The following is a 24,273-nucleotide window of genomic DNA, read 5'->3' as shown; positions in this document are numbered from 1 at the left end:
TTCCAAATCAGGCCTGATGATGATTGAGAACAAGATCCGTAAGTCCACCGTGACCAGCAGCGTCCCCGCTCCGAGCGAGCTTGGCCTGGCCCCGTCGTTTGGCTTTGGCGACCGCATCGGTCTCGCCACGCCCGGGCACATCGCCGCGGTGCGGAACTCGGGCACGCAGATCGCTCCAATCTTCGCCCAGCAGTCGATCCGCGAGATGACCCGCACCAGCCGCGACCCGCGGGGGGTGATGGGCGACGCGATGAATGCCCTGGGCGGCGCCAAGTGGGAGAGCAGCCACGGCGCCGACGCCGACCACCTGAAGACCCCGGACGACGTCAACCGCACGGCCGAGGCGGGCTTCACGTTCTTCACGATCGACCCGTCGGACCACGTCGACCAAAAGGCGGACGACTACTCCGAGGCCCAGCTCCGCGAGCTGTTCGAGCAGGTCCGCGACTCCGCCGAGTGGTTCGACGACTACCGCGGCAAATCGGTGAAGCTGTCGACCGGTGCGGAGATCAACTTCGACGAGGTCACGCTGCTCCGCGCCGCGGTGAAGTACGGCGTCGCGATCCGCGAGGCGATCACCCTCGCCAACCACATCCGCCACGTCCAGACCGAGGCCGGCCGCGACTTTGAGATCGAGCTGAGCGTCGACGAGACCGACCAGCCGACCACCCTCGCCGAGCACTACATTATCGCCGAGCAGTGCCTAAAGGCGGGCATGAAGCTGGTCTCGCTGGCGCCGCGGTTCATCGGCGAACTGGAGAAGGGCGTCGACTACATCGGGGACGTCGCCGCGCTCGAGGCCAGCCTGCACGACCACGCCGCCATCGCCGAAGAGCTCGGGCCGTACAAGCTGAGCCTGCACTCCGGGTCGGACAAGATCTCGATGTACCCGGCGCTCGCCCGCGCGACCAGGGGACGGTTCCACGTCAAGACGGCCGGCACGTCGTACCTCGAGGCGCTCCGCGTCGCGGCGGTGTGCGAGCCGGAACTGTTCCGCGAGATCTGCGACTACTCGCGTCAGCGTTACAACACCGACCGCGCCACCTACCACGTCCACGCCGAGCTGGAGACCGTCCCCGCCCCGGCCGACCTGTCGAGCGACCAGCAGCTGCAGGACGTCTACCTCGAGCGGTGGGAGACCGTCCGCGATGGCCTCGGCTTCACCGAGGCCGGGCGGCAGATCCTGCACTGCGCCTTCGGCTCGGTGCTGACGCACGACCGGCTCGGCCCGGCGCTGCGGAGCTGCCTGACCTCGCACCCCGACGCCTACTCCGACATCCTTGCCGAGCACTTCGGCCGCCACTTGTCGGCTCTGCAGCAGGGGCTCTGATCATGCCGTCGGCGGGGCAACGCGACCAGACCCGCCCGCTCGGCAAGACCGGCCTGCGTGTCCCACGGATCGTGTACGGCGTCAGCTGTCTGGGCAACCTCTACGAGGCGCTGCCACTCGCAACCAAACGCGGCATCGCCGCGGCTTGGTTCCAGGCGTCCGACGCGCGGCCCGTGGCGGTCGACGCCGCCGGCAAGTACGGCGCGGGGCTGGCGCTGGAGGTCGTGGGCGACTCGCTCCGCGAGATGGAAATCGCCCCGGAGGACGTACTGCTGAGCAACAAGCTCGGCTGGCTCCGCACCCCGCTCACGACCGACGAGCCGACCTTCGAGCCCGGCGTCTGGGCCGACCTGCGGCACGACGCCGTGCAGCGGATCAGCCCCGACGGCATCCTCGAGTGCTGGCGGCAGGGGCTCGCGCTGCTCGGCGCGCCGTACCGCCCGCAGCTCGTGTCCGTGCACGACCCAGACGAGTACCTAGCCGCGGCCATCAACGACGACGACCGCCGCGCCCGCCGCGACGACGTCCTCCAGGCGTACGCCGCGCTGCACGAGCTCAAGCAGCAAGGCGAAGTCGCCGCGGTCGGCGTCGGCGCGAAGGACTGGCGGGTAATCAAAGAGCTCTCCGCCGATGTCGACTTCGACTGGGTCATGCTCGCCAACAGCCTAACGGTGTTCCGACACCCCCCCGAGCTGCTGGAGTTCGTCCGCGGTCTCGCCTCGCGCGGCGTCGGGATCATCAACTCGGCGGTGTTCAACGCCGGGTTCCTGGTGGGGGGCAAGTTCCTCGACTACCGCGTTGCCACCCCGGAGGACGACCCCGAGGCGTTCGCCTGGCGTGACCGCTTCTCCACGCTCTGCAGCCGTCATGACGTCGCGCCGGCGGTGGCCTGCGTGCAGTTCGGGCTGTCGGCGCCCGGCGTCGCGGCGATCGCCCTCAACACGAGCAGCCCGTCGCGGGTGCTCGACAACGCCCGCGCGGTAGACGAGCCGGTCCCCGCCGCGTTCTGGCAAGAAGCCAAGTCGTCGGGGCTGATCGACCCGGCCTGCGACTTCGTCGGCTGAGCCGGCCCGCCCCACCTGCCACCTGCCCTACCCCCAGCCGCCCGCCATGATCATCGACGCCCACCACCACTTCTGGGACTACTCGCCGGCGGAGTACGGCTGGATCGACGACTCGATGTCGGCCATCGCGCGGGACTTCGGCCCGGCCGATCTGGCCGCCGCGGCCGGCGAGGTCGGCGTCCAGGGCGTGGTGAGCGTGCAGGCGCGGCAGTCCCTCGCCGAGACCGACTGGCTGCTCGACCTCGCCGACCAGAGCAAGTTGATCCTCGGCGTGGTCGGCTGGGCGCCACTCGCCGACCGTGGCATCGCGGACGTGCTGGGCGGGCTCGCCAGCCGCGCCAAGCTCAAAGCGGTGCGGCACGTTGTGCAGGACGAGCCCGACCCTCACTTCCTCGAGGCGCGCGCCTTCAACCAGGGCGTCGACCTGCTCGAGCAGCACAACCTGGCGTACGACCTGCTGGTGTTCGAGCGGCAGCTGCCGCAGACCATCGACTTTGTCGACCGTCACCCGAACGTCCGCTTCGTGCTCGACCACATCGCCAAGCCGCGGATTAAGGAGGCCGAGCTGTCCCCCTGGCGGGAGAACCTGGCCCAGCTCGCCGAGCGGCCGAACGTCTGCTGCAAACTGTCGGGCATCGTGACCGAGGCCGACCACGCCGACTGGACGCCCGGTGGGCTGCGGCCGTATTTTGACATCGTGCTCGAGTGCTTCGGGCCCGACCGGATGATGTTCGGTTCCGACTGGCCGGTCTGCCTGCTGGCGAGCGGCTACGCCCGGTGGTTCGCAACGGTCGAATCCTGGGCGTCGGCGCTGAGTGAGGACGAGCGTCGCGAGCTCTTCGGGGCCACCGCGGCTCGGGCGTACCAACTGTAGGAGAATCGACTTGAAGGCGTTCCAGATCACCGAGCCCGGTGTTTCGCAACTCATTGAACTCCCCGCCCCCGAGCCGGCCCCCGGCGAGGTGCTGCTGCGGGTGCGATGTGTAGGCTTCTGTGGGAGCGACCTCAACACCTACCGCGGCGCCAACCCGATGGTCAGCTACCCGCGTGTGCCGGGCCACGAGATCGCCGGCGTGATTGAGCAACTCGGCGAGCAAGTCGGCGACGGCGCAACCGAGTGGAGCGTCGGTCAGCACGTGCTGGTGTTCCCCTACACCGAGTGCGGCGAGTGCTCCGCCTGCCGCCGCGGCCGCCCCAACTGCTGCCGCTACAACCAGACGCTCGGCGTGCAGCGTGACGGCATGATGGCCGAGCTGGCCTGCGTGCCGGCGTCCAAGCTGCTGGCGGCCGACGGGCTGTCGCCGAGCGAGCTGGCGCTGGTCGAGCCGCTGACGGTCGGCGCTCACGCCGTAGCTCGGGGCGAGGCCGCCGCCGGCGAGCACGTGGTGGTGTTCGGCGCCGGCGCGATTGGCCTAGGGGCGATCGCCAGCGCCGCCTATCGCGGCGCGGTCATCACGGCCGTCGACATCGACGCCGACAAGCTGGCGCTCGCCCAAAAATGTGGCGCTACCCACACGATCAACTCCGCCAGCGAGGACCTCGCCGCGCGGCTGGCCGAGCTGACCGACGGCCACGGCCCCGACCTGGCGGTCGAGGCGGTCGGCCTGCCGGCGACCTTCCGCGCGGCGGTGGAAATCGTCTGTTTTGCGGGCCGGGTCGTGTACATCGGCTATGCTAAGGAAGCGGTGTCGTACGAGACCAAGCTGTTTGTGATGAAGGAGCTCGACATCCGCGGCTCACGCAACGCCCTGCCGGTCGACTTCGAGCAGGTGATCGCGATGCTCCGCGGAGGCGACTTCCCGACACCCGAGGTGGTTTCCCACCACGGCACGCTCAACCAGGCCGGCGACCTGCTCGCCAGCTGGGCCGAGGCGCCGCAGCGGTTCACGAAGATCCAAATTGACTTCGCGTAAGAGAATCCCCTCCCCCCGGTGGGGAGGGTTAGGGAGGGGGGCTGCCCCGCCTCTACGTTCGGCCACTGTTGCAGCCGAGAACAAACCAACCAGCGGGGCGTCACCCCTCCCCTAGCCCCTCCCCATCGAGGGGAGGGGGACAAAGCTCATGCATCGTCCAGCCTTCATCACGCTCGCATTGACGCTGCACCTAGCATGCAGCGCTGCGTGCTGCGCCGAGGTCACCTTCAACCGCGACGTGCGGCCGATCCTGTCGGACAAGTGCTACTTCTGCCACGGCCCCGACGAGCGTAGCCGCCAGGCTGACCTGAGGCTCGATATCGCCGAACAGGCCCGGGACGCAATCGAGTCGGGCGCGCTTGTCGAGCGGATCTGCACGACCGACGATTCGCTGGTCATGCCGCCAGTCGACTCGAAGCTGTCGCTTACCGCGGCCGAGAAGCAGACGCTCCGCAACTGGCTCGATGCCGGCGCCCGCTACGAACGTCACTGGGCGTTCACCCCGCTGCCCGACCGCGTGCCGCCGCCCAGGACGAGCGACCCCTCTTGGCCCCGCTCGCCGCTCGACCGGTTTGTGCTCGCGCGGCTCGATGAAGAGGGCCTCAAACCGTCGCCCGCCGCCGAGCCGCTCCGCTGGCTGCGCCGCGTGACGCTGGACCTGACCGGGCTGCCTCCGACGCCCGACGAGATCAATGCGTTCAAGCAGGCCGCCAAGTCCGACCCCGAGGCGGCCATGCGCGACGCGGTCGACCGGCTGCTGGCGTCCGACGCGTTCGGCGAACGCCTGGCGGTCGGCTGGCTCGACTCCGCCCGCTACGCCGACTCGTACGGCTACCAGGCGGACCAGCTCAACACCCTGTGGCCGTACCGCGACTGGGTCATCCGCGCGTTCAACGACAACCTGCCGTACGACCAGTTCCTCACCTGGCAGATGGCGGGCGACCTGCTCCCCGGGCCCGACAACCAGGGCCCGACCCGCGACCAGCGGCTCGCGACCGCGTTCAACCGGCTCCACCGCCTGAACGGCGAGGGGGGCGCGGTGTTCGAGGAGTGGCGGATCGAGAACGTCGCCGACCGCGTGCACACGGTCGGCACGGCGGTGATGGGCCTGACGCTCGAGTGCTCGCGGTGCCACGACCACAAGTACGACCCGATCACCATGCGGGACTACTACGCGCTCGGCGCCTTCTTCAACTCGATCGATGAGAATGGCCTGTACGACCGCACCGCCAAGGTCCCCGCGCCGAGCATGCTGCTGCCGAACGAGGAGCAAGAGCACGAGTTGCACGCCGCCCGTCAGCAGGTCGCCGGAGCCGAAGAGAGGTACGCCGAAGCACGCACCACAGCCGACGACCGCTACCGCCAGTGGCTCGCCGCGCTCGAGTCGGGCGAACAGGCGGCCCGCTCGGTCGACCTGGTCGCCGACGTCCGCTTCGACCGGCCGTTCGACGAGACCCAGAAAGACGTCTGGCGCCCGTCGACCGACGACCGGGCCGAGACCGCCGACCTGCCACGCGTCGACGTAACCGACTCGCCGCTGCAGGCCCCGGCCGACCTCGCCGCGCCGCGGCGCGCCTTGCGGCTCGACGGCGACCACGGCGCCACGATCCTAGGCATTCCGCCGGTCGACCGCTGGACGCCGTTCAGCTTGATGCTGACTTTCCGCGAAACCAAGCGGACGCCCGAGCGGGCGATCCTCGCCCACTACTGCCGCGGCACCGACGCCGGCTTCAACGGCTGGGACCTGACCATCGAGGACGGCTTTGTCGCCTCGCGGATGTACCGCGACTGGCCCGGCAACGCGATTGGCGTCCGCACCGTCGAGCCAATCCCCGCCGACCAGTGGCATTCGCTCGCCGCCGTGTACGACGGCTCTTCCGCCGCCACCGGGCTGCGCCTGTACCTGGGTGGCAAGCCTCTCGAGACCCAAATCGTCCGCGACCGCATCTACAAGCAGGCGGGCCTGCCACAGGGCCCCGGCGGCGACTTGGTCATCGGTCAGCGGTTCCGCTCCCGCGGCCTCGCCGGCGGCCTGATCGAGCAGGTCCGCTTCTACAGCCGCGCCATCGCGCCTGGCGAAGCCCGCAGCTTCGCTGACAGCGAGCCGCTGCCGCGTTCGCTTGCGTACTACGCCTCCGCGGTCGACGCCGAATGCCGCGAGGCGGCCCGCGAGCTGGCCGCCGCCCGCGAGCGGCTCGTGATGGCCGAGGAAACGGTGCACGAGGTCCCGATCATGGCCGAGCTGCCCACGCCACGCGCGGCGCACGTCCTCGCCCGCGGGCAGTACGACTCCCCGACCGACGCGTCGACGCTAGTCGGCCGCAGCACGTTCGCGGCCGAGTTCCCGCCGTTCCCCGCCGCCGCGCCGCGCAACCGGTTGGGGCTGGCCCAGTGGCTCACCGCGCCCGACCACCCGCTCACCTCGCGCGTGTTCGTGAATCGGCTGTGGGCCAACTTCTTCGGCCGCGGCCTGGTCGCCACACCCGACAACTTCGGCCTGCAGGGCGCCCAGCCGACGCACCCGGAGCTGCTCGACTGGCTCGCGCGCGACTTCGTCGCCCACGGCTGGGACGTGAAGCGGCTGTGCCGCGAGATCATGCTGTCGAGCACCTACCGCCAGGCGTCGGCCGTGACGCCGGCGCTGCTGGAGGCGGACCCCGACAACCTGCTGCTCGCCCGCGGCCCCGCCCACCGGCTCGACGCCGAGCAGATCCGCGACCTGGCGCTCGCCGCCTCGGGCCTCTTGAACGACGAGGTCGGAGGCCCGCCGGTCTCGCCGTACCAGCCGGGCGAGGACCTGTGGCGTGAGGCGAACATCATGTCGCCCCACTACCAGCAGTCGGTCGGCGAGTCGCTCTACCGCCGCTCGGTCTACTCGGTCTGGAAGCGGACCGCCCCCTTGCCCAACATGCTCGCCTTCGACACGCCGACCCGCGAGGTCTGCACGGTCGGCCGCTCGCGGACCAACACGCCGTTGCAGGCGCTCGTGCTCTTGAACGACGTGCAGTTCGTCGAAGCCGCCCGGGCGTTGGCCGCTGATGTGCTGGACGAGGGGCTCGACAACTCAGAAGCAATCCGGCGGGCGTTTGTCCGCTTCGCCGGCCGCGAGGCGACCGACCCAGAGCAGCGCATCCTCGAGCAGCTACTCGCCGACGAGCAAACCTACTACCGCGAGCACCCCGAGGCTGCCCGCGAGCTGATCGGCGCCGGCTCTTCGGAGGTCGACGCGTCGCTCGACGAGTCCCGGCTCGCGGCCCTAACGACCGTCTGCCAGGCGATCTTGAACCTCGACGCCACGGTCTGGAAACGCTAATCATGCCGCACCCCGACGCCAACCCGTTCGCCGCTAACCGCCGCTGCTTCCTGCGCGGCGGCGCGACCGCGCTCGGCGCGGCGGCTCTCGCGGGATTGTCACCCGTAAGAAGCGCCGTCGCCTCCGGCGCGCGCAGCGCGTCGTCCGACGCGGCGCTTCATACGAATGCCGCGGCTAAGGCCAAACGGGTCATCTACCTGTTCCAGTCCGGCGGGCCCTCGCAGCAGGACCTGTTCGATTACAAGCCGCTGCTGAATAAGCTGAACGGCCAGGAGCTTCCCGACTCGGTCCGCGGCGGCCAGCGGCTGACCGGCATGTCGACCAACCAGTCGTCGCTGCCGCTGGCGGGGTCGCGGTTCAAGTTTGCCCAGCACGGCGAGTCGGGCGCGTGGCTCAGCGAGCTGCTGCCGCACCACGCCAAGATCGTCGACGACGTCTGCTTCGTGCGGTCGCTCTACACCGAGGCCATCAACCACGACCCGGCCATCACGATGATGCAGACCGGCTCGCAGATCGCCGGCCGCCCGTCGTTCGGGGCGTGGCTGTCGTACGGCATCGGCTCGGAGAACGCCGACCTGCCGGCGTTCATCGTGCTGGTCTCGTCCGGCCAGGGTGGCCAGCCGCTGTACGCCCGGCTGTGGGGCTCGGGCTTCCTCGACTCCCGCCACCAGGGGGTGCGGTTTCGCTCCGGCCAGGAGCCGGTCCTCTACCTCACCAACCCGGACGGCGTCTGCCGCTCGAGGCGCCGCGGGCAGCTCGACGCCATCAACCAGCTCAACCAGCTGCAGCACGCCGCCGAGGGCGACCCCGAGATCACCTCGCGGATCGCGCAGTACGAGATGGCGTTCCAGATGCAGATGTCGGTCCCCGAGGCGACCGACCTGTCGGACGAGCCGGAGAGCACCTTCGAGCTGTACGGCGAGGACGCCCGGCGGCCCGGCACGTTCGCCGCCAACTGCCTGCTCGCCCGGCGGCTGGCGGAGCGCGACGTCCGCTTCATCCAGCTCTACCACCAGGGGTGGGACCAGCACTCGAACCTGCCGAAGGACATCGTCGGCCAGGCGAAAGAGACCGACCAGGCGTCGGCCGCGTTGGTGCTCGACCTCAAGCAGCGGGGCCTGCTGGAGGACACGCTGGTCGTGTGGGCCGGCGAGTTCGGCCGCACCTCCTACAGCCAGGGCATCCTCACCGCCGACAACTACGGCCGCGACCACCACCCGCGGTGCTTCACCGGCTGGATCGCGGGCGGCGGCTTCCAGCCCGGCCTGACCTACGGCGCGTCGGACGATTTTGGCTACAACCTCGCATCGGGCGGCGTGCACGTGCACGACCTCAACGCCACGCTGCTAAACCAGCTAGGCATCGACCACGAACGGCTCACGTTCAAGCACCAGGGCCGCCGCTTCCGGCTGACCGATGTGCACGGGAATGTGGTGCGTGAGTTGTTGTCGTAAACCTTGCTTGGCCAACGGCCATGATCACCGTAGCCTGGGGCATCGCCCTAGGTTGGTGTTGGCCTCTATCATGCACCTAGGGAGATGCCCTAGGCTACGGTCAGGTTGGCCGTTGGCCAACCCGCTGGTTAAGTCTCGGGCCAACTACTCCTCAATCGCCCCGTAAACAATCGGCTTCACCAGGTCCTCGGTCTCCGAAGAGTACGGCATCCGCTGTTCCATCGTCACGACGATCAGGCCGTCGCGGGGCGAGACCCAGTAGTGCGTGCTCGCGGCGCCGCCCCAGCCGTACTCGTCTTGGCGTCCGGCGTCGGCGGTGGTGGTGACAGAGAAACCAAGGCCGTAGCCGACGCCCGTGCGGACCGCGGGGCCGAACGTGACCCACCCCGCCTCCTCAGGCACTTGGTTGGTCGTCATCTTCTCGATCGACTCGAGCGACAGTAGGCGCTGCCCTTGCCACTCGCCGCCGGCCTGCACCATCAGCAGGAACCGCATGTAGTCCGGCACGGTCCCCACCAGCCCGCCGCCGCCCGAGAACAGGCCCGGCTTGGTCAGGTAGGGGCTCTTGTGAGCCGCGTCGATCACGTTCAGGCCGCCCTCTTCCTTCGGCGCGTAGTTGGTTGCGAACCGCGGCTGCTTGTCGGCCGGCACGTAGAACGCCGTGTCGCCCATGCCGAGCGGCTGGAAGATCCGCTCGGCGAGGAACTCGTCTAGCGGCATGCCGGCGGCGACCTCCACCACGCGGCCCAGCACGTCGATCCCCGCGCCGTACTTCCAGTCGGTCCCCGGCTCGAACTCGAGCGGGATCTCAGCGAGCTTCGTCGTCATCTCGGCCAAGCTGGTGTCGCGGTCCAACACACCGCTGGCCTCCATCATCCGTTCGGTCCGGGAGCCGTTTTTTGAGCCGTAGGGGATGCCCGAGGTGTGCAGGAACAGATCGGCCACGGTCAGCGTACGCTCGGCCGGTCGGACCTGATCGCCGTCGGCGACCTTGACGTCGGCCAGCTCCGGCAGGTACTTGCCGACCGGCGCATCGAGCTCCAGCTTGCCCTCGTCGACCAGCATCATCGCGGCCGCCGACGTGATCGCCTTGCTCATCGAGTAGATCCGGAAGATCGTGTCGTGCTCGACCGGCAGGCCGGCGTCGAGGTCCCGCTGGCCGTAGACCTCGTCGAACACCACCTTGCCGTGCCGCGCGATCATCACCTGCCCGCCGGCGATGTGCCGCTCGTCGACCAGCCGGTTCATCACCTTACCGACCTCCGCGAGCTTCTCGGCCGAAAGCCCCTCGGCGGCCGGGGTGGACCGCGGCAGGTCATCGGCAATAGCGGACAGGGTGGTCGTTGTGGTCATGAGGGCGGCAACTCCAAGCACCCGCAGGCAGTACAGCATTTGATTCGTACCTTGATTCGTGTGACTTCGCTGAGTGGCATGCCCTGTAAGGGCGTGGTGGCCCCGCTGGTGATTCACCACGCCCTTTGAGGGCGTGCCACCCGGTAGGCGGCCGCCAGAAGAACGGCATCGCCCCTATTGGAACGCGCCGCGATCCCCGCCGCCACCGTAAACCGGGCAAGCCAGGCGGGCTGCGGCGTCAGGCAAGATTTCTGGGGAACCGGCGAATGATCTCTGTAAACGTGACGACTAGTAGGAAGTACCGCCTCACTCACGGGAGCCGTAGCCATGCCGAAGACCATCGCCCTGCCCAGCCACCGCACCGCCGAACAAGGCCAGCAGCGGGTCCGCCCGTCGGCCGTGCCGCCGCAGCCGTTCACGCTCGACCAGGAATTGGAGGTGTTCGGCAATTGGGTCTCCGACCCGATCTGGGTGCCGCCCAAGAACGCCAGCCGGGCGATGGCCGACACGATCCTCCGCGAGACCCGCCCCTTCACGCCGCATGACAAGCAGTGGGACGCCGTATTCCGCTCGCACCGCGACCAGTTCACGCAGGTCCGCGAGATCGACCTGCCGCGGGCGTCAATCCGGCTGCCCAAGGGCCGCTTCTTCGTGGAAATCACTGAGCAGAAGAGCTTCGACCAGATCACCGACGAGATCCCCGCCTGCGTGCAGACGCGGCTCGACGAGTTCCTCGCCGGCCCGGGACGCAAACGCGGCGTGAAGGTGTCGTACCTCAAGCCGCTGTGCGTCGAGTCGTGCGACCACCTGATCCTCACCACCCGCGACGACCTGCAGCGGGCGATCGACAAGATCCAGGACGAGGTGTTCGCCGAGTACCGCGGCATCGTGGCGATCGGCCGCACGATGCAGGCCGCCGCCGCGGTCGGCGACGCCCTGCTCGCCGCCCCCAAGGCGGTCATCAACTACGCCCGCAAGCGGAAGCAGCGGGTGCTCGACGCCTACCACGCGCGGCTCGAGTTCCAACGCCGCAAGACGGCGCTCCGCGCGGCGCGGACCTACGAGAAGTGCCGGACCGACGGCTGCACGTTCGACGAGATGCTGTCGCTCACCTGCCCGCTGGAGCGCGAGGCGGTGATCCGCCAGTACTGCATCGACCAGGAGGTGTCGCACACCACCCGCGACCAACTCTTGTCGATGGCGGGCGGTGTTCCGCCATGGTTCGTTGCGTTCTCGTTTGGCGGGATGATGGGCGGCGGGTTCGCGGCGGGGCTGATCCCCTGGGTGCCCCCGATGCTTGTCTGCGACCCGGCGTTCGTCGCCGAGATGCCCGACCGCCCCGGCGAGCTGCTCAAGATCGGCCACTTCGACGAGGTCGACGGCGTCACGCACGTGGAGATCTAGGTCGGCCGGCGTGCGCGGAAGCATAGGGGGCGCCGCCAGTTCTTTGCGGAAATCGCGGCGCGGTTTGCAGCCTCAATCCAGCGGCTGCGTTACGGCGGTTGAGATGGGCGGCTAGAATGAGGGGACTCCTTCGCCCTCCGGCGTTCTGCCGATGGCATTCTGTTGCTCCTCGCCCGACCCCGCCCCGCATGCACGTTCCGACCCATCGCCAATCCCGCCAGCGGCTTTCCTTCGAAGCGTTGGAAGCTAGGCAGCTGCTCGCGGTCACCTCCCTGGGCGCGGAGGCCGATGCCTACACGCAGGCCGGGGTCGGGGCGGGAAGCGCGGCGGTGCTCGACACGCTCGACGCCAATGGGCCGGGCGACCGGACCTCGTACGTGCGTTTCGATGTCTCCGGCATCGACTTCAGCGCCTACGAATCGGCCTCGCTCAAGCTGTTCAAGACCGCCGCCGCCCGCAACGACAACATTGTCGCCAGCCGCTTCGACGTGTACGGGCTGCTGTCGCTGCCAGGCAACACGCCGCAGGACTGGGACGAGGCGACCCTCGCCGAAGGGAACGCCGGCCTGGAGTACACCGGCGTCAACGGCGACGGCCTCGACACGTCTCGGCTGTACAGCCTCAACGAGGAATCGGGCGCCGACGTCACCGAGGCGGTCCTCGACGTCGACGGCGCCGCCCAGTCGCTCACGGGGCCGGACCTGCTCGCGTTCCTGAAACGCCGGCAGGCAGACGGCGGGCTGGCGACCTTCGTCACCTACATCGACGCCGGCGCGTACCGCGGCTGGGGCTACGGCTCGCGTGAGAACCCCGACCCGGCCCTGCGTCCGGTGCTCGAACTGGACGACGGCGGTCCGGACGTCGACCCAGACGACGCCTACCCCACGAACCCGGTAGCGCTCCCGCGCCAGGTCGAGAACCTCAACCGCGGCGTAGTCGCGGTGCGCCCGTCGGCGTCGTCGGTGTATGTGGGCTGGCGGCTGCTCGGGACCGACGACCCCAACGTCGGCTTCAATGTCTACCGGTCGACCGACGGCGGCCCGCCGGTCCTGCTCCACCGGGGGACCATCACCCAAACGACCGACTACGTCGACGCCACGGCCAACCCCGCTCTGGAGAACACCTACTACGTGACCGCCGTGGTGGACGGGGTCGAGGGGCCGCTCAGCGAGGGCTACACGCTGGCCGCCTCCGCGGCGATCGAGCAGCACCTGACCATCCCGCTCTCGATCCCCGCCGGCGGCGTCACGCCGACCGGCGAGAGCTACTCCTACTCTGCCAACGACGCCAGCGTCGGCGACCTCGACGGCGATGGGCAGTACGAGGTGATCCTCAAGTGGGACCCGTCCAACTCGAAGGACAACTCGCAGTCCGGCTACACGGGCAATGTCTACGTCGACGCGTACACGCTGGAGGGCGACTTCCTGTGGCGGATCGACCTCGGCCGCAACATCCGCGCGGGCGCGCACTACACGCAGATGGTGGTCTACGACCTCGACGGCGACGGCCGCTCGGAGGTCGTCCTGAAGACCGCGCCCGGGACCGTCGACGGCCTCGGCAACGATGTGCTGCTCGACGGCGACAACCCCAACGCCGACTACCGCAACTCTAGCGGGTACGTCCTGTCCGGCCCCGAGTACCTGACCGTGTTCGACGGGCTCACCGGCGCAGAACTGAAGACGATTGATTTCCCGCTCGAACGGATCAGCGCGTCGACCTGGGGCGACTCCTACGGCAACCGCGTCGACCGCTTCCTGTCGGGCGTCGCCTACCTGGACGGCGTGCGTCCGAGCATCGTCTGGGCCCGCGGCTACTACGGGCCGCAGGGGGGCTTCCAGGCCCGCAACGAGGTCGTCGCGCTCGACTGGCGCTCGGGAGAACTAACGCAGCGGTGGCGGTTCAACGCCGCGACCAACGGCGCCAACCCCGAGTACATCGCACAGGGCACCAACGCGCTGGTGATCGCCGACGTCGACGGCGACGGCTTTGACGAGGTCATCCACGGCGCCGCGGCCCTCGACCACGACGGCTCCGGCCTGTACTCCACCGGCCTGGGCCACGGAGACGCGATCCACGTGTCCGACCTCGACCCCTCGAACCCGGGCCTCGAGGTGTTCATGGTTCACGAGAGCCCAAGCCAGTACGAGAGCAACGGGAGGGACGCCGGCGGCGAGCTCCGCGACGCCCAGACCGGCGAGCTGCTGTTCCAGATCCCCTCCAACAACGACGTCGGCCGCGGCGTCGCGGCCGACATCGACCCCAACCACCCCGGGTACGAGTTCTGGGCCTCGACCAACGAGGGGACCCGCTACGTCTACAACGTCTCCGGCGAGGCGTTGTACCCCACGCCCGGCGGCATGATGTACAACTTTGCCGTCTGGTGGGACGGCGACCTGTCGCGTGAGCTGCTCGACGGGACCACCATCTCCGAGTGGAACAACCCCGGCCGGTCGAACCTGGTCTCGTCGGGCAACAGCGGCATCAACAACACGTCGGGGCTGTCGTCGAACAACGGCACGAAGAGCACCCCGAGCCTGGCCGCCGACATCCTGGGCGACTGGCGGGAGGAGGTCATCTGGCGCCGCAGCGACAGCACCGCGCTCGAGATCTGGACCACCACGATCGCTGCCGGCTCGCGGCTGCCGACCCTGATGCACGACACGCACTACCGGTCGTCGGTCGCGGGTCAGAACGTGGCGTACAACCAGCCCTCGCACCCCAGCTACTGGATCGGCGAGGGGATGGACCCTGCCCCGCAGCGTCCCCTCTTCTTCGGCGGCGAGCTGGGCGGCGACTACAACGGCGACGGCCTGGTCAACACGGCCGACTACGCCGTCTGGCGGGACACGCAGGGCAGCACCGACAACCTAGCAGCCGATGGCAACCACAACGGCGTGGTCGATCAGGCGGACCGCGACGTGTGGCGTGACAACTACGGCGCGGTCGCGGCTCTGCCGGCCGTGTTCCCGGCCCCCATCGCATCGGCGGCTTTAACAATCGCCCTGGCGCCGCTCGCGACTGTCGAAGCAGCGGACGCGTACTCGTTGCAGGACGCCGCCTTTGCCCTGCTAGCCGGGCAGCCCGCGGATGCGAAGCCGCCGCAAGAGCTAGCCGCTGGGGAAACTACCACCCCAGTCCCATCCGCCGCGACCTCGAACGCGTCGTTGCTTGACGCCGAACTCCGCCGCATCGGACGCCCCTTAACGCGGCCCAGCTTTGTAGCCGTGAGCGACGACTCCCATCAGTCGTCTACCGACGACGCCTTCGGCGGGTCGACGGAGACAGGCCTCCTCGACGAAGCCATGGGCCCGAAGGGTAGGAAGCTCTAGCGCGCGGCGCCGCGACTCGGTTGCAGAGCACTCTGCGGCTGTGATTGAGACTTCACGCTCCGCCTCTGGAGGATGTTCCCCGGCGGCTACTGGTGGCAGGCGGTGAAAGAAGACCGCGTGCTGCAACTGGATACTCCCGACAGGACCTGGGACGCGTTCTCTTTTGAGCCGAAACGGCTCTGCAGTTCCAGGAGCGGCAGGATCCAACTGCTCCCCTCCGTTCCCAAGACGACGACCGTCGCCTTCCGGAAGTTCCTCGCCCGAGGTGGCTCCGAGGTCTCCGCAGAAATAGTCGCGGGCCAAATCACCCGCATCGAGATAACACCCCGCCGCGACAATTCCTGCACGCTCGTGCTGCCCCCGATGAGATCGTCGGTCGTGGTCACTGACGCCGATGGAACAACGGTCGATTCCACCATCGACAACAGCGGCGACAGCCTGCGCCTACGCTTCGACGCTCAGCAAGGGACTACCTACCTCGTAGTCCAAGCTCCCTGACTGGCCACGGGCAAACGGGGACAGGTCTAATCTGCGACATCAGCCGCCGCAAGAACTTGGCTGGCATGAACTTGACCTCGTGCTCTTGAAACGCAACCGTGCCCGGCAAGGCAGGCGTGTACTTCCTGGCGTCTTTGCCATTCGCTTTCTCTGTTCTGAGACGGGTTCACGATGGCCGACTACCGCGCCACAGAAGGAAAGCATTCCTCTGCATCCCTGCAGCAATGAGCCTAGCAATTCTTTATCGAAAAGAGCCACCCAGCGCGGTCCAATAGAAGGGCTGCTGGGGCTCGCAATCGGCGTGGACCAAGCCTCCTGGGGGCGGTGACACCAATCGGCTTCCGCCGTTGATTGTTGGGGTGGCTGGTTGGTTGGACTTTTGTCCGCTCCAGCGCGCAGCGACGGACAAAAGTCGGGGGGATGGCAGGCGAGCCGCCGTCCTAAGCTCTTTCAATATAGGAGCTTACGAAAAACCACGCCCGAAATGGGGCCCCACTTTTGTCCCTAGGAATCGATGTTGGAATTGGGGACAAAACTCGGCCTGGACAAAAGTCTCGCGGCGTGTGGCCGGTAGCGAGGCGACCGGCGAGGCGCAGGTCGCCGGCTGGGTTTTTCTCTGCCGACTGACCACTTACCGATTGTTCACTTCGTTGCGCCGTACGCCGCGCGGACGCCCTTGAGCTCGTCGGCCGAGAGCGGCGTCACCGAGCCGTGGCGGAAGCGGAACGGGAACTCGAATCCCTCGGCCGGCTCGAACTCGCCCGCGGCGAGGTCGGTGGTTGTGTAGGGCTGGTAGCCGCGGCCGCGGGCGTAGTTGTCGAGGATCAGCCCCCAGACGGCCGGCTTGTCGCCGGACGCGGGCTCGATCTGGTAGCACTCGGGGCCCTCGTAGCCGCGGAGCTTGGCGAGCGAGAAGGTGGGGACATCGGTCCAGGGGCCGTCGATGGAGGGGGAGGTCTCCATGGTGATGGCCTTGAACTTCTCGTCCTTGGTAAAGCGGTAGTAGGCGTCGGGGCCGTGGACAATGGTGGTGTCGATCACGGTGGTCGGCTTCTCGATGTAGATGAACGGCTCGCCGAAGTCGCGGAAGTCCTTGGTGCGGGCGGCCCAGATGCGGTGCTTGGCGAAGTCGTCCCGCGCGGTGGTCGACGCCCAGAACACGAGGTAGTCGCCCTGCTGCTGGTCGTAGACCGCCTCGGGCGCCCAGGTGCAGCCGGCGTCGTCGGGGGCGACCTCGACACGGCGGGGCTCGGACCAGTCGACCAGGTCCTCGGACTCCCAGATGATGATGGCGTGGCTGCCGGCGCGGACCGCGCGGCCCCAGTCGCCGTTGTGGTGGGTCGAGAGGTCGGTGGCGATGAGGTAGAAGCCCTCGCCGTCGGCACGGCGGATGAGGTACGGGTCGCGGACGCCGCGCTCGCCGAGCTCGCTGACGAGCACCGGCTGCGAGTCGTTCAGCGCGGACCAGCGGCGGCCGTCCTCGCTGAGGCCGAAGTAGACCTGCTCGGCGAGCTCGCCCCCCTCGCTGCGGAAGGTGACAAACAAGAACCCGGCCGGCGCGGCCTGCTCGGCGGCTTGGGCGGCAACGCCGTTGGCCAGCAGGACAAACGCTAAGAGTGGGCGAGATGATTGCATGGCGAATCCCTGACAGAGGTCCCAACAGAAGAGCAGGCAAGCAGTGCGGCGCGGCGATCGTCGCGGCAGTCGTTCAGTCTAAAGCACACCCGGGCCTAACGCAAGAAAACTCCATTGCGTTTATGTTTTCAACATGTGACAGAAACCGAGGCGGCATCGATAGCCGTAGATCATTTGACCGGCTCGAATTGCAGCCGCAGCTCGTAGGTCTTGCCCGGCGGCACACTGTGCTCCTGCAGCACGCCGGGCCCGCAGCTGCTGTTGCCGAGGCCGCACTGGGCGGCGTCGATCGAGAGGATGACGTCTGGGCGGGGTGCGAGGTCGTCGGTGTGCGTCGCGGCCGCCAGCTGCTGAGCGGTGTACGGCAGCGCCGAGAACGCGAACGGCTCGCCGAGCGAGGTGACCCGCACGCCGCGACCGGCGTCGTCGGTGAGCTCGACCCACCGCGTGTCCTGGTGGGCGCCGGTCTCCTGCGGGCGGGGCCAAGGAAAGTACTGCTCGGCGACCGTGCTGCGGAACCGACCCAGAAAGGCGCTCGCCTTGCAGTCCGGATAGTTGGCGTGCGGGCCGCGGCCGTAGTAGGCGAGGTTGTCGTAGGCATCACTGACACGCATCACGAGCCCGACGCGTGGCAGCGGCGGCAGAGAAGCGTCCGGCGTGATGCGGCTGGTGAGCTCCAACTGGCCATCGCGCCGCAGCAGCCAGTCGTCGACTACCCGCACGCTGCCCTCGGTCGCTTTGTATTGACGCACGGTCGCGAGGCGGGCGCCCGCGGCCCCAATGTTCATCGACTGCACCGTCGTCTTTTGAAGTTCCAGCTCCGCAAGGCCAGCGTCACGCCACTCCTGCGCGAGCCAGCCGCCAAAGCCCCGGTCGTTGTCGACTGGCGCGCGGAATACCTGTGGCCTCGGACCAAAAGACGGCTTCCCACCGTTTCTCGACTGCGAAAGATCGACCCCGACGCTGCGCCAGTCGATCCGGAACAAAGCATCGGGAGATCGAGAGAGCTCACTGATCAGGCGGTGAAAGTCGTCATTCAAGGCGTCGTCGGTTTGGGTAGCGAGGCGGTTCGCGACTTCGGACGCCAGCGGAAGGTCGTCGGCGAGATCGCCAACGAGGGTGAGCTGCTCAGAAGCGACTACGAATCCCGCGGGCGTCCAGCTGGTCGCCTCGCGCAGCGAGAACTCGAGGTTCAACAATCGCTCACCCGGCTGCGATGGGTCCCAGCCACCAATCGCAATCGGCAACTCGCACTCCCCGCGGGCGGCGCATTCGGGCAGGTCGGCCTCGCCCTGCTTGTTGGCCACTCCGTCCCGCAGCAAGGTCCACTTGAACTGGTAGCCGCTCAGATCGACGAAGTCTTGCCGGTTGCGGAGCCGCACCGTCACGCCGCCATCATCGACCGAGACGAGCTCCGCCTCAACCGGCTGGTACACGTGCTTCAACTCCCAGTACTTGGGCGTCAGCGTGCGGTCGGCCAGCACGACGCCGTTCAGGCAGAACGCGCCGTGGTTGGGCTGGTCGCCGAAGTCTCCGCCGTGGGCCGTGTACTGCTGGCCTTTATCGGCGGTGCGATTCAGGCCCTGGTCGCACCAGTCCCACACAAACCCGCCGAGGAGCTTGGGGTGCGAGTAGATCTCCTGCCAGTAGCGGTCGAGGTTGCCCATCGCGTTGCCCATCGCGTGGGCGTACTCGCTGGTGAGCACCGGCCGCGGGTCGGCCTCGTTCTCCGCCAGGTCGAGCAGCCGCTCCCAACGGGCGTTCTCGGCCCGCTCGGGCGCGGCGTCCGACAGCGCCGACGGGTTCAGGTAATCGGCGCGGAGCCGCGGGTAAAAGCGGCTGCGGACGTCGACCCATGGCGGGTCGCGGGGGTCGCCCTGGGCGCCCTCGTGGTGCACCGGCCGCGTTGGGTCGAAGGCGTGCAGCCAGCCCGCGCAGGCGGCGAAGTTGGCGCCCTGCCCCGACTCGTTGCCGAGCGACCACATCACGACCGACGCGTGGTTCTTGTCCCGCTCGGCGAGCCGGACCACGCGGTCGAGGAACGCGGCGGCCCAGCGTGGGTCGCCCGACAGCTTGCCGCGGAGGCCGTGCGTCTCGAGGTCGGCCTCGTCCATCAAGTACAGCCCGTGGCGGTCGCACAGCTCGTACCAGTACGGGTCGTTCGGGTAGTGGGCCGTGCGGACCGCGTTGACGTTCGCCCGCTTCAGCAGCCGGAGGTCCTGCTCCATCCGCTCGCGGCTGATCGCGTGCCCGGTAGCGGGGTCATGCTCGTGACGGTTCACGCCGCGGAGCCGCACCGGATGGCCGTTGACCAAGAGCTGGCCGCCGGTGATCTCGATCTCGCGGATGCCAACTCCGCAGCCGACCGTTTCGACTACCTCGCCTTTCAAGCTCCGGAGCGACAACTCCAGCCGGTACAGGTGCGGCGTCTCCGCGGTCCAAAGCTTCGCCGCGGGAACCTTCAGTGTGAGCCAATCGAACCGCCCGGCGCCGCGTTGCGGCGTGCGCTCGTTGAGCACGCTCGACCGATTGGCGCGGTTGAGGATCGGCTCGGCGTCGTGCTCAGCGCCGGCCACCTGCTGGTCGCCGTCGAACAGCGTGGCGGCTACTGTCCAACCCGCGAGGTCCTCGGCGGCGGGCGCGTCGAGCTCGACGTCGACCGTGACGGTCGCGTCGCGGTACGCTTCGTCCAGCTCGGTGCGGACCGTGAAGTCGCAGATCCGCTGCGGCGGCGTGGAGTACAGCGTCACGTCGCGGTGGATTCCCGCCATCCGCCACATGTCCTGGTCCTCGAGGTAGGAGCCATCGCTCCAGCGGTAGACCTCGACCGCCAGCTGGTTCTCACCGGCCTGCACCGCGTTCGTGATCTCGAACTCGGCGGGCGAGCGGCTCCCCTGGCTGTAGCCGACCCGCCGGCCGTTCACCCACACGTAGAACGCCCCCTCGACGCCGGCGAAGTGGAGGAACGCGCGGCGGCCGTTCCACACTTCGGGGACCGCGAACCCGCGTCGATAACTCCCAACCGGATTGCGGGCGTCGTAAGCGGTGTAAGTCTCCTTGGGCTCAGAAGTCACACGCGGCGGGTCGACCCTGAACGGATAGCCCGCGCTGACATAGATCGGCGTGCCGTAGCCGTGCATCTGCCAGCTCGACGGGACCGGAAGCGTCTTCCAATCCGAGGCGTCGTAGCCTGGCTGGAAGAACGCCGCGGGCCGCTGCTCGGGGTCGGGCGACCAGTTGAACCGCCAGTCGCCATTGAGCGAACGGACCCAGGGCGAGTCATTGGAGTCGACGCCCTGCGCGTCGGCCAGCGGCCAGAAGGTCGCCCGAGTCGGCTCGCGGCTGATGGCGAGCACCTGCTGGTTCTCCCAATCGGGCGCGGCGGCTGCGCAGGCGGAGCCCAGCAGGCAGGCCAGCAGGACGATCCTACTCATTGCGAACCACTCGGGTTCAGCCTCGCGTCGACGGTGACCGCCTCGCCAGCGGCCAGCGTGATGGCACGCGTCGCGTCGCCGAGCTTGAGCGTGGCGGGCAGCCCGTGCTTCGATGTGATCTTGGCCTTGGAGAGCCGGCCGTTGGCCCACACGAGGTCGATCGTGAACCCGCCCCGCGTTTGCAAGCCAGTGACCGCGCCGTCGGGCCACGCCGCAGGGAGCGCCGGCAGCAGCGAGATCACCGCCGCGCGGTCGCCCGCCACGTCGTCGAGTCGGCTCTGCAAGAGCATCTCGGCGATCGCGGCGGTCGCGCCGAAGTTGCCGTCGATCTGGAACGGCGGGTGCGCGTCGAACAGGTTGGGGTAGGTTCCGCCCTGCCAACGGATCCCGTCGTTCCCTTTTTTTCCGACCGGGCGGAGCTGGTTGCTGATCATCGTCAGGGCCCGATCGCCGTCGCCTAGCCTCGCCCACAGGCACGCCTTATTGGCCAGGCTCCAGCCGGTGCCGCCGTCGCCTCGGGCGTTGAGCGTCTGCCGCGCGGCGTCGGCCAGCTCGGGCGTGTCGGCGTTGATCTCCTGCCCGGGGTAGACCGCCCACAAGTGCGAGATGTGTCGGTGGTGCGGGTCGGCCTCGGGCCGCTCGGTGAGCCACTCCAGCAGGCGTCCGTCCGAGCCGATCTGGTTGGGCGCGAGCCGGTCGCGTGTTTCAATCAGCCGCGTGCGGAGCTCCTGGTCGCGGTCGAGCACCAGCGAGGCGTCGATCACTGCGCCCAGCAGGTACCGCAGCAGCTGCTGGTCCATGGTCGGGCCCATGCAGGTGTGCAGCGATTTTCCATCTTCATCGAGGAAAGCATTCTCGGGTGAGTTGGACGGCGCGGTGACCAGCCAGCCGTGCGTTGGCTCCTCGATCAGGATGCTGGCGTAGAACTCAGCCGCGCCGCGTAGCGTCGGGTAGACCTCCGCGAGGAACTCCTCATCGAGCGTGTACAGGTAGTGGTCCCACAGGTGCTGACACATCCACGCCGAGCACGACACGGTCGAGCCCCAAGCGGCCGACTCGCCGGGCGAGGTGAAGCCCCAGGGGTTGAGCAGCAGGTGGGCCACCCAGCCGGGCGCGTCGTAGTACGCGCGGGCGGTCCGGCCGCCCGGCTCGACCAGCGAGTCGATCAGGTCGAAAACCGGCTCGGCGAGCGGTGAGAGGTTCGTGATCTCGGCCGGCCAGTAGTTCATCTGGATGTTGACGTTGGCGTGCCAGTCGGCGTTCCAAGGCGTCTGCAGCTCCTCGGCCCAGATGCCCTGCAGGTTGGCCGGGAGCCCGCCGGCGCGGGACGAGCAGATCAGCAGGTAGCGGCCGAAGTCGTACAGGGTCGCCAGCAGGTCGGCGTCGGTCGGGTCGTCGGCGTACTTCGCAAGCCGCTCGGGCGTGGGCAGCTTGGCGCTGGGGTGATCGGAGGGCAGCTTCTCGCCGAGCCGCAGCGAGGAGCGCAGAAACCACTTCTGGTAGTCGGCGATGTGCTCCGCCCGGAGCATCGCGAAGTTCTTGCCGCGGAGGTTGTCGAGGTCCCGCTCGGTCTGCTCGACCGGGTCCTCGACCGCGCGGCCGGCGAAGCTCTCAATAACAGTCGCCGCCGACACCGCGATGAGAACGCTGCTCGCGCGGTCGACCACAATGCGGTCGCCCTCGACTGAAACCGTGTTGTCCTCGGCGACGACACGCAGCTTGCTGGCGAAGCCGACGCCGGCGAAGCCGCCGTATCCGTCGGGCAGTTGGCCGGTCATCAGCAGGGTCTCGTCGTCGAACGGCTCGACCGTGGCGTTCTCTGCTCGGGAGAAGTTGATCTCAAGGCTCAGCCCGCCGCTCACCTCGCTCTGCATCCACAGCACAAAGCACTCGGCCGGCTTGCTAACAAACGCCTGGCGGTAGTACTTCCAGCCCCCCTGCGTGTACTGGCAGCGGGCCAGCGCCCGGTCGAGCAGCAGCGTGCGGCGGTAGTCCTCCGCCGGCGACCCTGCCGAGTCGTGCGTGAAGCGGATGTTCAGCTCGCCGAGCTGCTGGTAGCACCCGTATGGCGCGTCCTTACCCTTGCCGTGGTTCGATCCCAGGCCGGTGCAGGTGAAGTTGCGGTTCACCAGTCGCTCGGCCGCGGCGTTGTCGCCGGCCAGCAGCAGACGGCGGATCTCCGGGAGCGACTCGTGGGCCTCGGCCCGGTCGGCGTCCTGGCGGCTGCCGGACCACATGCCGGCCTCGTTCAGCACGACCCGCATCTCGTCGGTCCCGCCGAACAGCATCGCCCCCAGCCGGCCGTTGCCCAGCGGGATCGATTCGGTGAAACGCTCGGCCGGTTTGTCGAACCAGATCTCTCGAGCGACGGCCGTGGAGGCCGACGCCGCGATTAGCAGTGTGGCGATTAGTCGCGTCACGGTTGTTCCTTGCGTAGGTCTTGGGAGGTCGCCAGGGCGAGCGTCCGCTTCTTGCCGCCCACCGCACAATAGAAGTGGTAGACGACGCCCTCGTGCTTCAGCATCCACGGCTTGTGGGCGAAGGTCTTGTCGTAGTCCTCGGAAGGCTCGAGCAGGTTGGGCCCTTCCCACTTGGTCCAGTGCACCAGGTCGCGCGAGCAGGCAAAGGTGTCGAACGCGCCGATCCCCTTCTTCCAACCGGCGCCAAAGTAGACCATCACCCACAGGTCGCCCATGCGTATGAGCTGAGGGTCGCCTGTGATCCCCTTGTGGTTGTCGACCACCGGCCCGGCGCCGTGCCGACGCCAGTTTATCATGTCGTCGGACAGCGCGATGCCGATCCGCTCGACCCAGGCGTCCCGCTGCTTGGCGTTGTAGTACATGACGAACGGGGCGCCGAGCGTCTGGGCCTCGTCGTGGAAGATGTGGCTCTTGTAGAGCGTCTTCTGTTCGAAGGGCCGCGCGTCGGCGTCGTCGGGAGAGAGCACCGGGTTCTCGGCCAGCCGCTTCCACGGCTCGCCAGAGCCGAGGTGCTTGGTGTAGGCCAGACCGATGGCGAGCGGGTCGGTCTCGTAGCCCTGCTTGTGACCGCCGAAGTACGACAGCCAGTAGCGGCCGTCGTGGGCGCCGACCTTCGAACCGCCGCCCCAGACCGGGTCGACCAGCGCGATGCTGCCGTCGGCCTGCCAGCGGTCCCAGCCCTCTTTCTGGAACGGCAGGATCGTGCCGAGCGGCTCCCAGTCGAGCAGGTTGTCGCTGCGGGCGATGCAGGTCTCGTAGCCCACGAGGTCGCGGATCTTGACGTACATCATGTACCACACGCCGTCGTGCCGGAACACGTTGGGGCAGTCGAAGTACTCCCCCTCGTCGGGGGTCAGCAGCGTGCCGTACTTGTAGGGGGTTTGCAGTTCGTCGAAGGTCTGCTGCATGACCGCGTCGTCCACGGCGGTGACCACGGCGGTGACCACGGTGGCGTCCACGATGGCGTCAACTGCGGCGGGGCTGGGGCTGTCGGCATCCGCCTGGGGGGCGGCCATGCCAATCACTAGCGCCAGCAGCAGGTTCGCGTTGCGTGCGTTCATCGGGT

14 protein-coding genes are annotated in these 24,273 nt (G+C 68.4%); 9 read left to right on the top strand and 5 right to left on the bottom strand.

Going from position 1 to position 24,273, the window contains the following annotated elements:
* Window positions 1–19: 19 nt before the first annotated feature.
* The 6 genes from Pla123a_RS06960 (at window position 20) to Pla123a_RS06935 (ending at window position 9,074) form a co-directional block, all read left to right on the top strand.
* The gene (locus Pla123a_RS06960) at window positions 20–1,330 is read left to right on the top strand and encodes a tagaturonate epimerase family protein (protein WP_146585276.1); all 1,311 of its coding nucleotides are present in this window, start codon (window positions 20–22) and stop codon (window positions 1,328–1,330) included.
* Between the two features lie 2 nt (window positions 1,331–1,332).
* Entirely contained in the window at window positions 1,333–2,394 is a 1,062-nt protein-coding gene (locus tag Pla123a_RS06955; protein ID WP_146585274.1) for an aldo/keto reductase, read from the top strand.
* Window positions 2,395–2,440: 46 nt separating this feature from the next.
* The gene (locus tag Pla123a_RS06950; protein ID WP_146585272.1) at window positions 2,441–3,268 is read left to right on the top strand and encodes an amidohydrolase family protein; all 828 of its coding nucleotides are present in this window, start codon (window positions 2,441–2,443) and stop codon (window positions 3,266–3,268) included.
* 10 nt (window positions 3,269–3,278) lie between these two features.
* The gene (locus tag Pla123a_RS06945) at window positions 3,279–4,307 is read left to right on the top strand and encodes a zinc-binding alcohol dehydrogenase family protein (protein WP_146585270.1); all 1,029 of its coding nucleotides are present in this window, start codon (window positions 3,279–3,281) and stop codon (window positions 4,305–4,307) included.
* 148 nt (window positions 4,308–4,455) lie between these two features.
* Window positions 4,456–7,620 carry a DUF1553 domain-containing protein gene (locus Pla123a_RS06940; protein WP_146585268.1) on the top strand — a complete coding sequence of 1,055 codons (3,165 nt, stop codon included), beginning with the start codon at window positions 4,456–4,458 and terminating at the stop codon, window positions 7,618–7,620.
* 2 nt (window positions 7,621–7,622) lie between these two features.
* Complete coding sequence (locus Pla123a_RS06935) at window positions 7,623–9,074, top strand: DUF1501 domain-containing protein (protein ID WP_146585266.1); 1,452 nt, start codon at window positions 7,623–7,625, stop codon at window positions 9,072–9,074.
* A gap of 144 nt (window positions 9,075–9,218) precedes the next feature.
* On the opposite strand, the gene Pla123a_RS06930 is transcribed toward Pla123a_RS06935, so the two are convergent.
* Window positions 9,219–10,466 (bottom strand): serine hydrolase domain-containing protein, encoded by a 1,248-nt coding sequence (locus tag Pla123a_RS06930; RefSeq protein WP_146585264.1) that lies wholly within the window; start codon window positions 10,464–10,466, stop codon window positions 9,219–9,221.
* A gap of 288 nt (window positions 10,467–10,754) precedes the next feature.
* On the opposite strand from Pla123a_RS06930, the gene Pla123a_RS06925 reads away from it, so the two are divergent.
* The 3 genes from Pla123a_RS06925 to Pla123a_RS06915 all read left to right on the top strand — a co-directional run bounded on the left by Pla123a_RS06925 (window position 10,755) and on the right by Pla123a_RS06915 (window position 15,658).
* Window positions 10,755–11,831, top strand: a complete 1,077-nt coding sequence (locus Pla123a_RS06925; protein WP_146585262.1) for a hypothetical protein — start codon at window positions 10,755–10,757, stop codon at window positions 11,829–11,831.
* 188 nt (window positions 11,832–12,019) lie between these two features.
* On the top strand, window positions 12,020–15,160 hold the full coding sequence (locus tag Pla123a_RS06920) for a rhamnogalacturonan lyase family protein (RefSeq protein ID WP_146585260.1): 3,141 nt from the start codon (window positions 12,020–12,022) through the stop codon (window positions 15,158–15,160).
* A 72-nt stretch (window positions 15,161–15,232) separates the two neighbouring features.
* Window positions 15,233–15,658 (top strand): glycoside hydrolase family 95-like protein, encoded by a 426-nt coding sequence (locus Pla123a_RS06915; RefSeq protein ID WP_146585258.1) that lies wholly within the window; start codon window positions 15,233–15,235, stop codon window positions 15,656–15,658.
* A 642-nt stretch (window positions 15,659–16,300) separates the two neighbouring features.
* Here Pla123a_RS06915 and Pla123a_RS06910 read toward each other — a convergent pair.
* The 4 genes from Pla123a_RS06910 to Pla123a_RS06895 all read right to left on the bottom strand — a co-directional run bounded on the left by Pla123a_RS06910 (window position 16,301) and on the right by Pla123a_RS06895 (window position 24,268).
* Window positions 16,301–17,293, bottom strand: a complete 993-nt coding sequence (locus Pla123a_RS06910; RefSeq protein WP_231956352.1) for a glycoside hydrolase family 43 protein — start codon at window positions 17,291–17,293, stop codon at window positions 16,301–16,303.
* A gap of 170 nt (window positions 17,294–17,463) precedes the next feature.
* Complete coding sequence (locus Pla123a_RS06905; RefSeq protein ID WP_146585256.1) at window positions 17,464–20,727, bottom strand: glycoside hydrolase family 2 TIM barrel-domain containing protein; 3,264 nt, start codon at window positions 20,725–20,727, stop codon at window positions 17,464–17,466.
* Entirely contained in the window at window positions 20,724–23,147 is a 2,424-nt protein-coding gene (locus tag Pla123a_RS06900; RefSeq protein ID WP_197527764.1) for a glycoside hydrolase family 95 protein, read from the bottom strand. The genes Pla123a_RS06905 and Pla123a_RS06900 overlap by 4 nt, the downstream gene beginning before the upstream one ends.
* Window positions 23,144–24,268 carry a hypothetical protein gene (locus Pla123a_RS06895; RefSeq protein WP_197527763.1) on the bottom strand — a complete coding sequence of 375 codons (1,125 nt, stop codon included), beginning with the start codon at window positions 24,266–24,268 and terminating at the stop codon, window positions 23,144–23,146. The genes Pla123a_RS06900 and Pla123a_RS06895 overlap by 4 nt, the downstream gene beginning before the upstream one ends.
* Window positions 24,269–24,273: the final 5 nt, after the last annotated feature.

This window comes from Posidoniimonas polymericola (assembly GCF_007859935.1).
Classification (GTDB): Bacteria; Planctomycetota; Planctomycetia; order Pirellulales; family Lacipirellulaceae; genus Posidoniimonas; species Posidoniimonas polymericola.
This window is presented reverse-complemented; position numbering and strand designations above follow the sequence as displayed.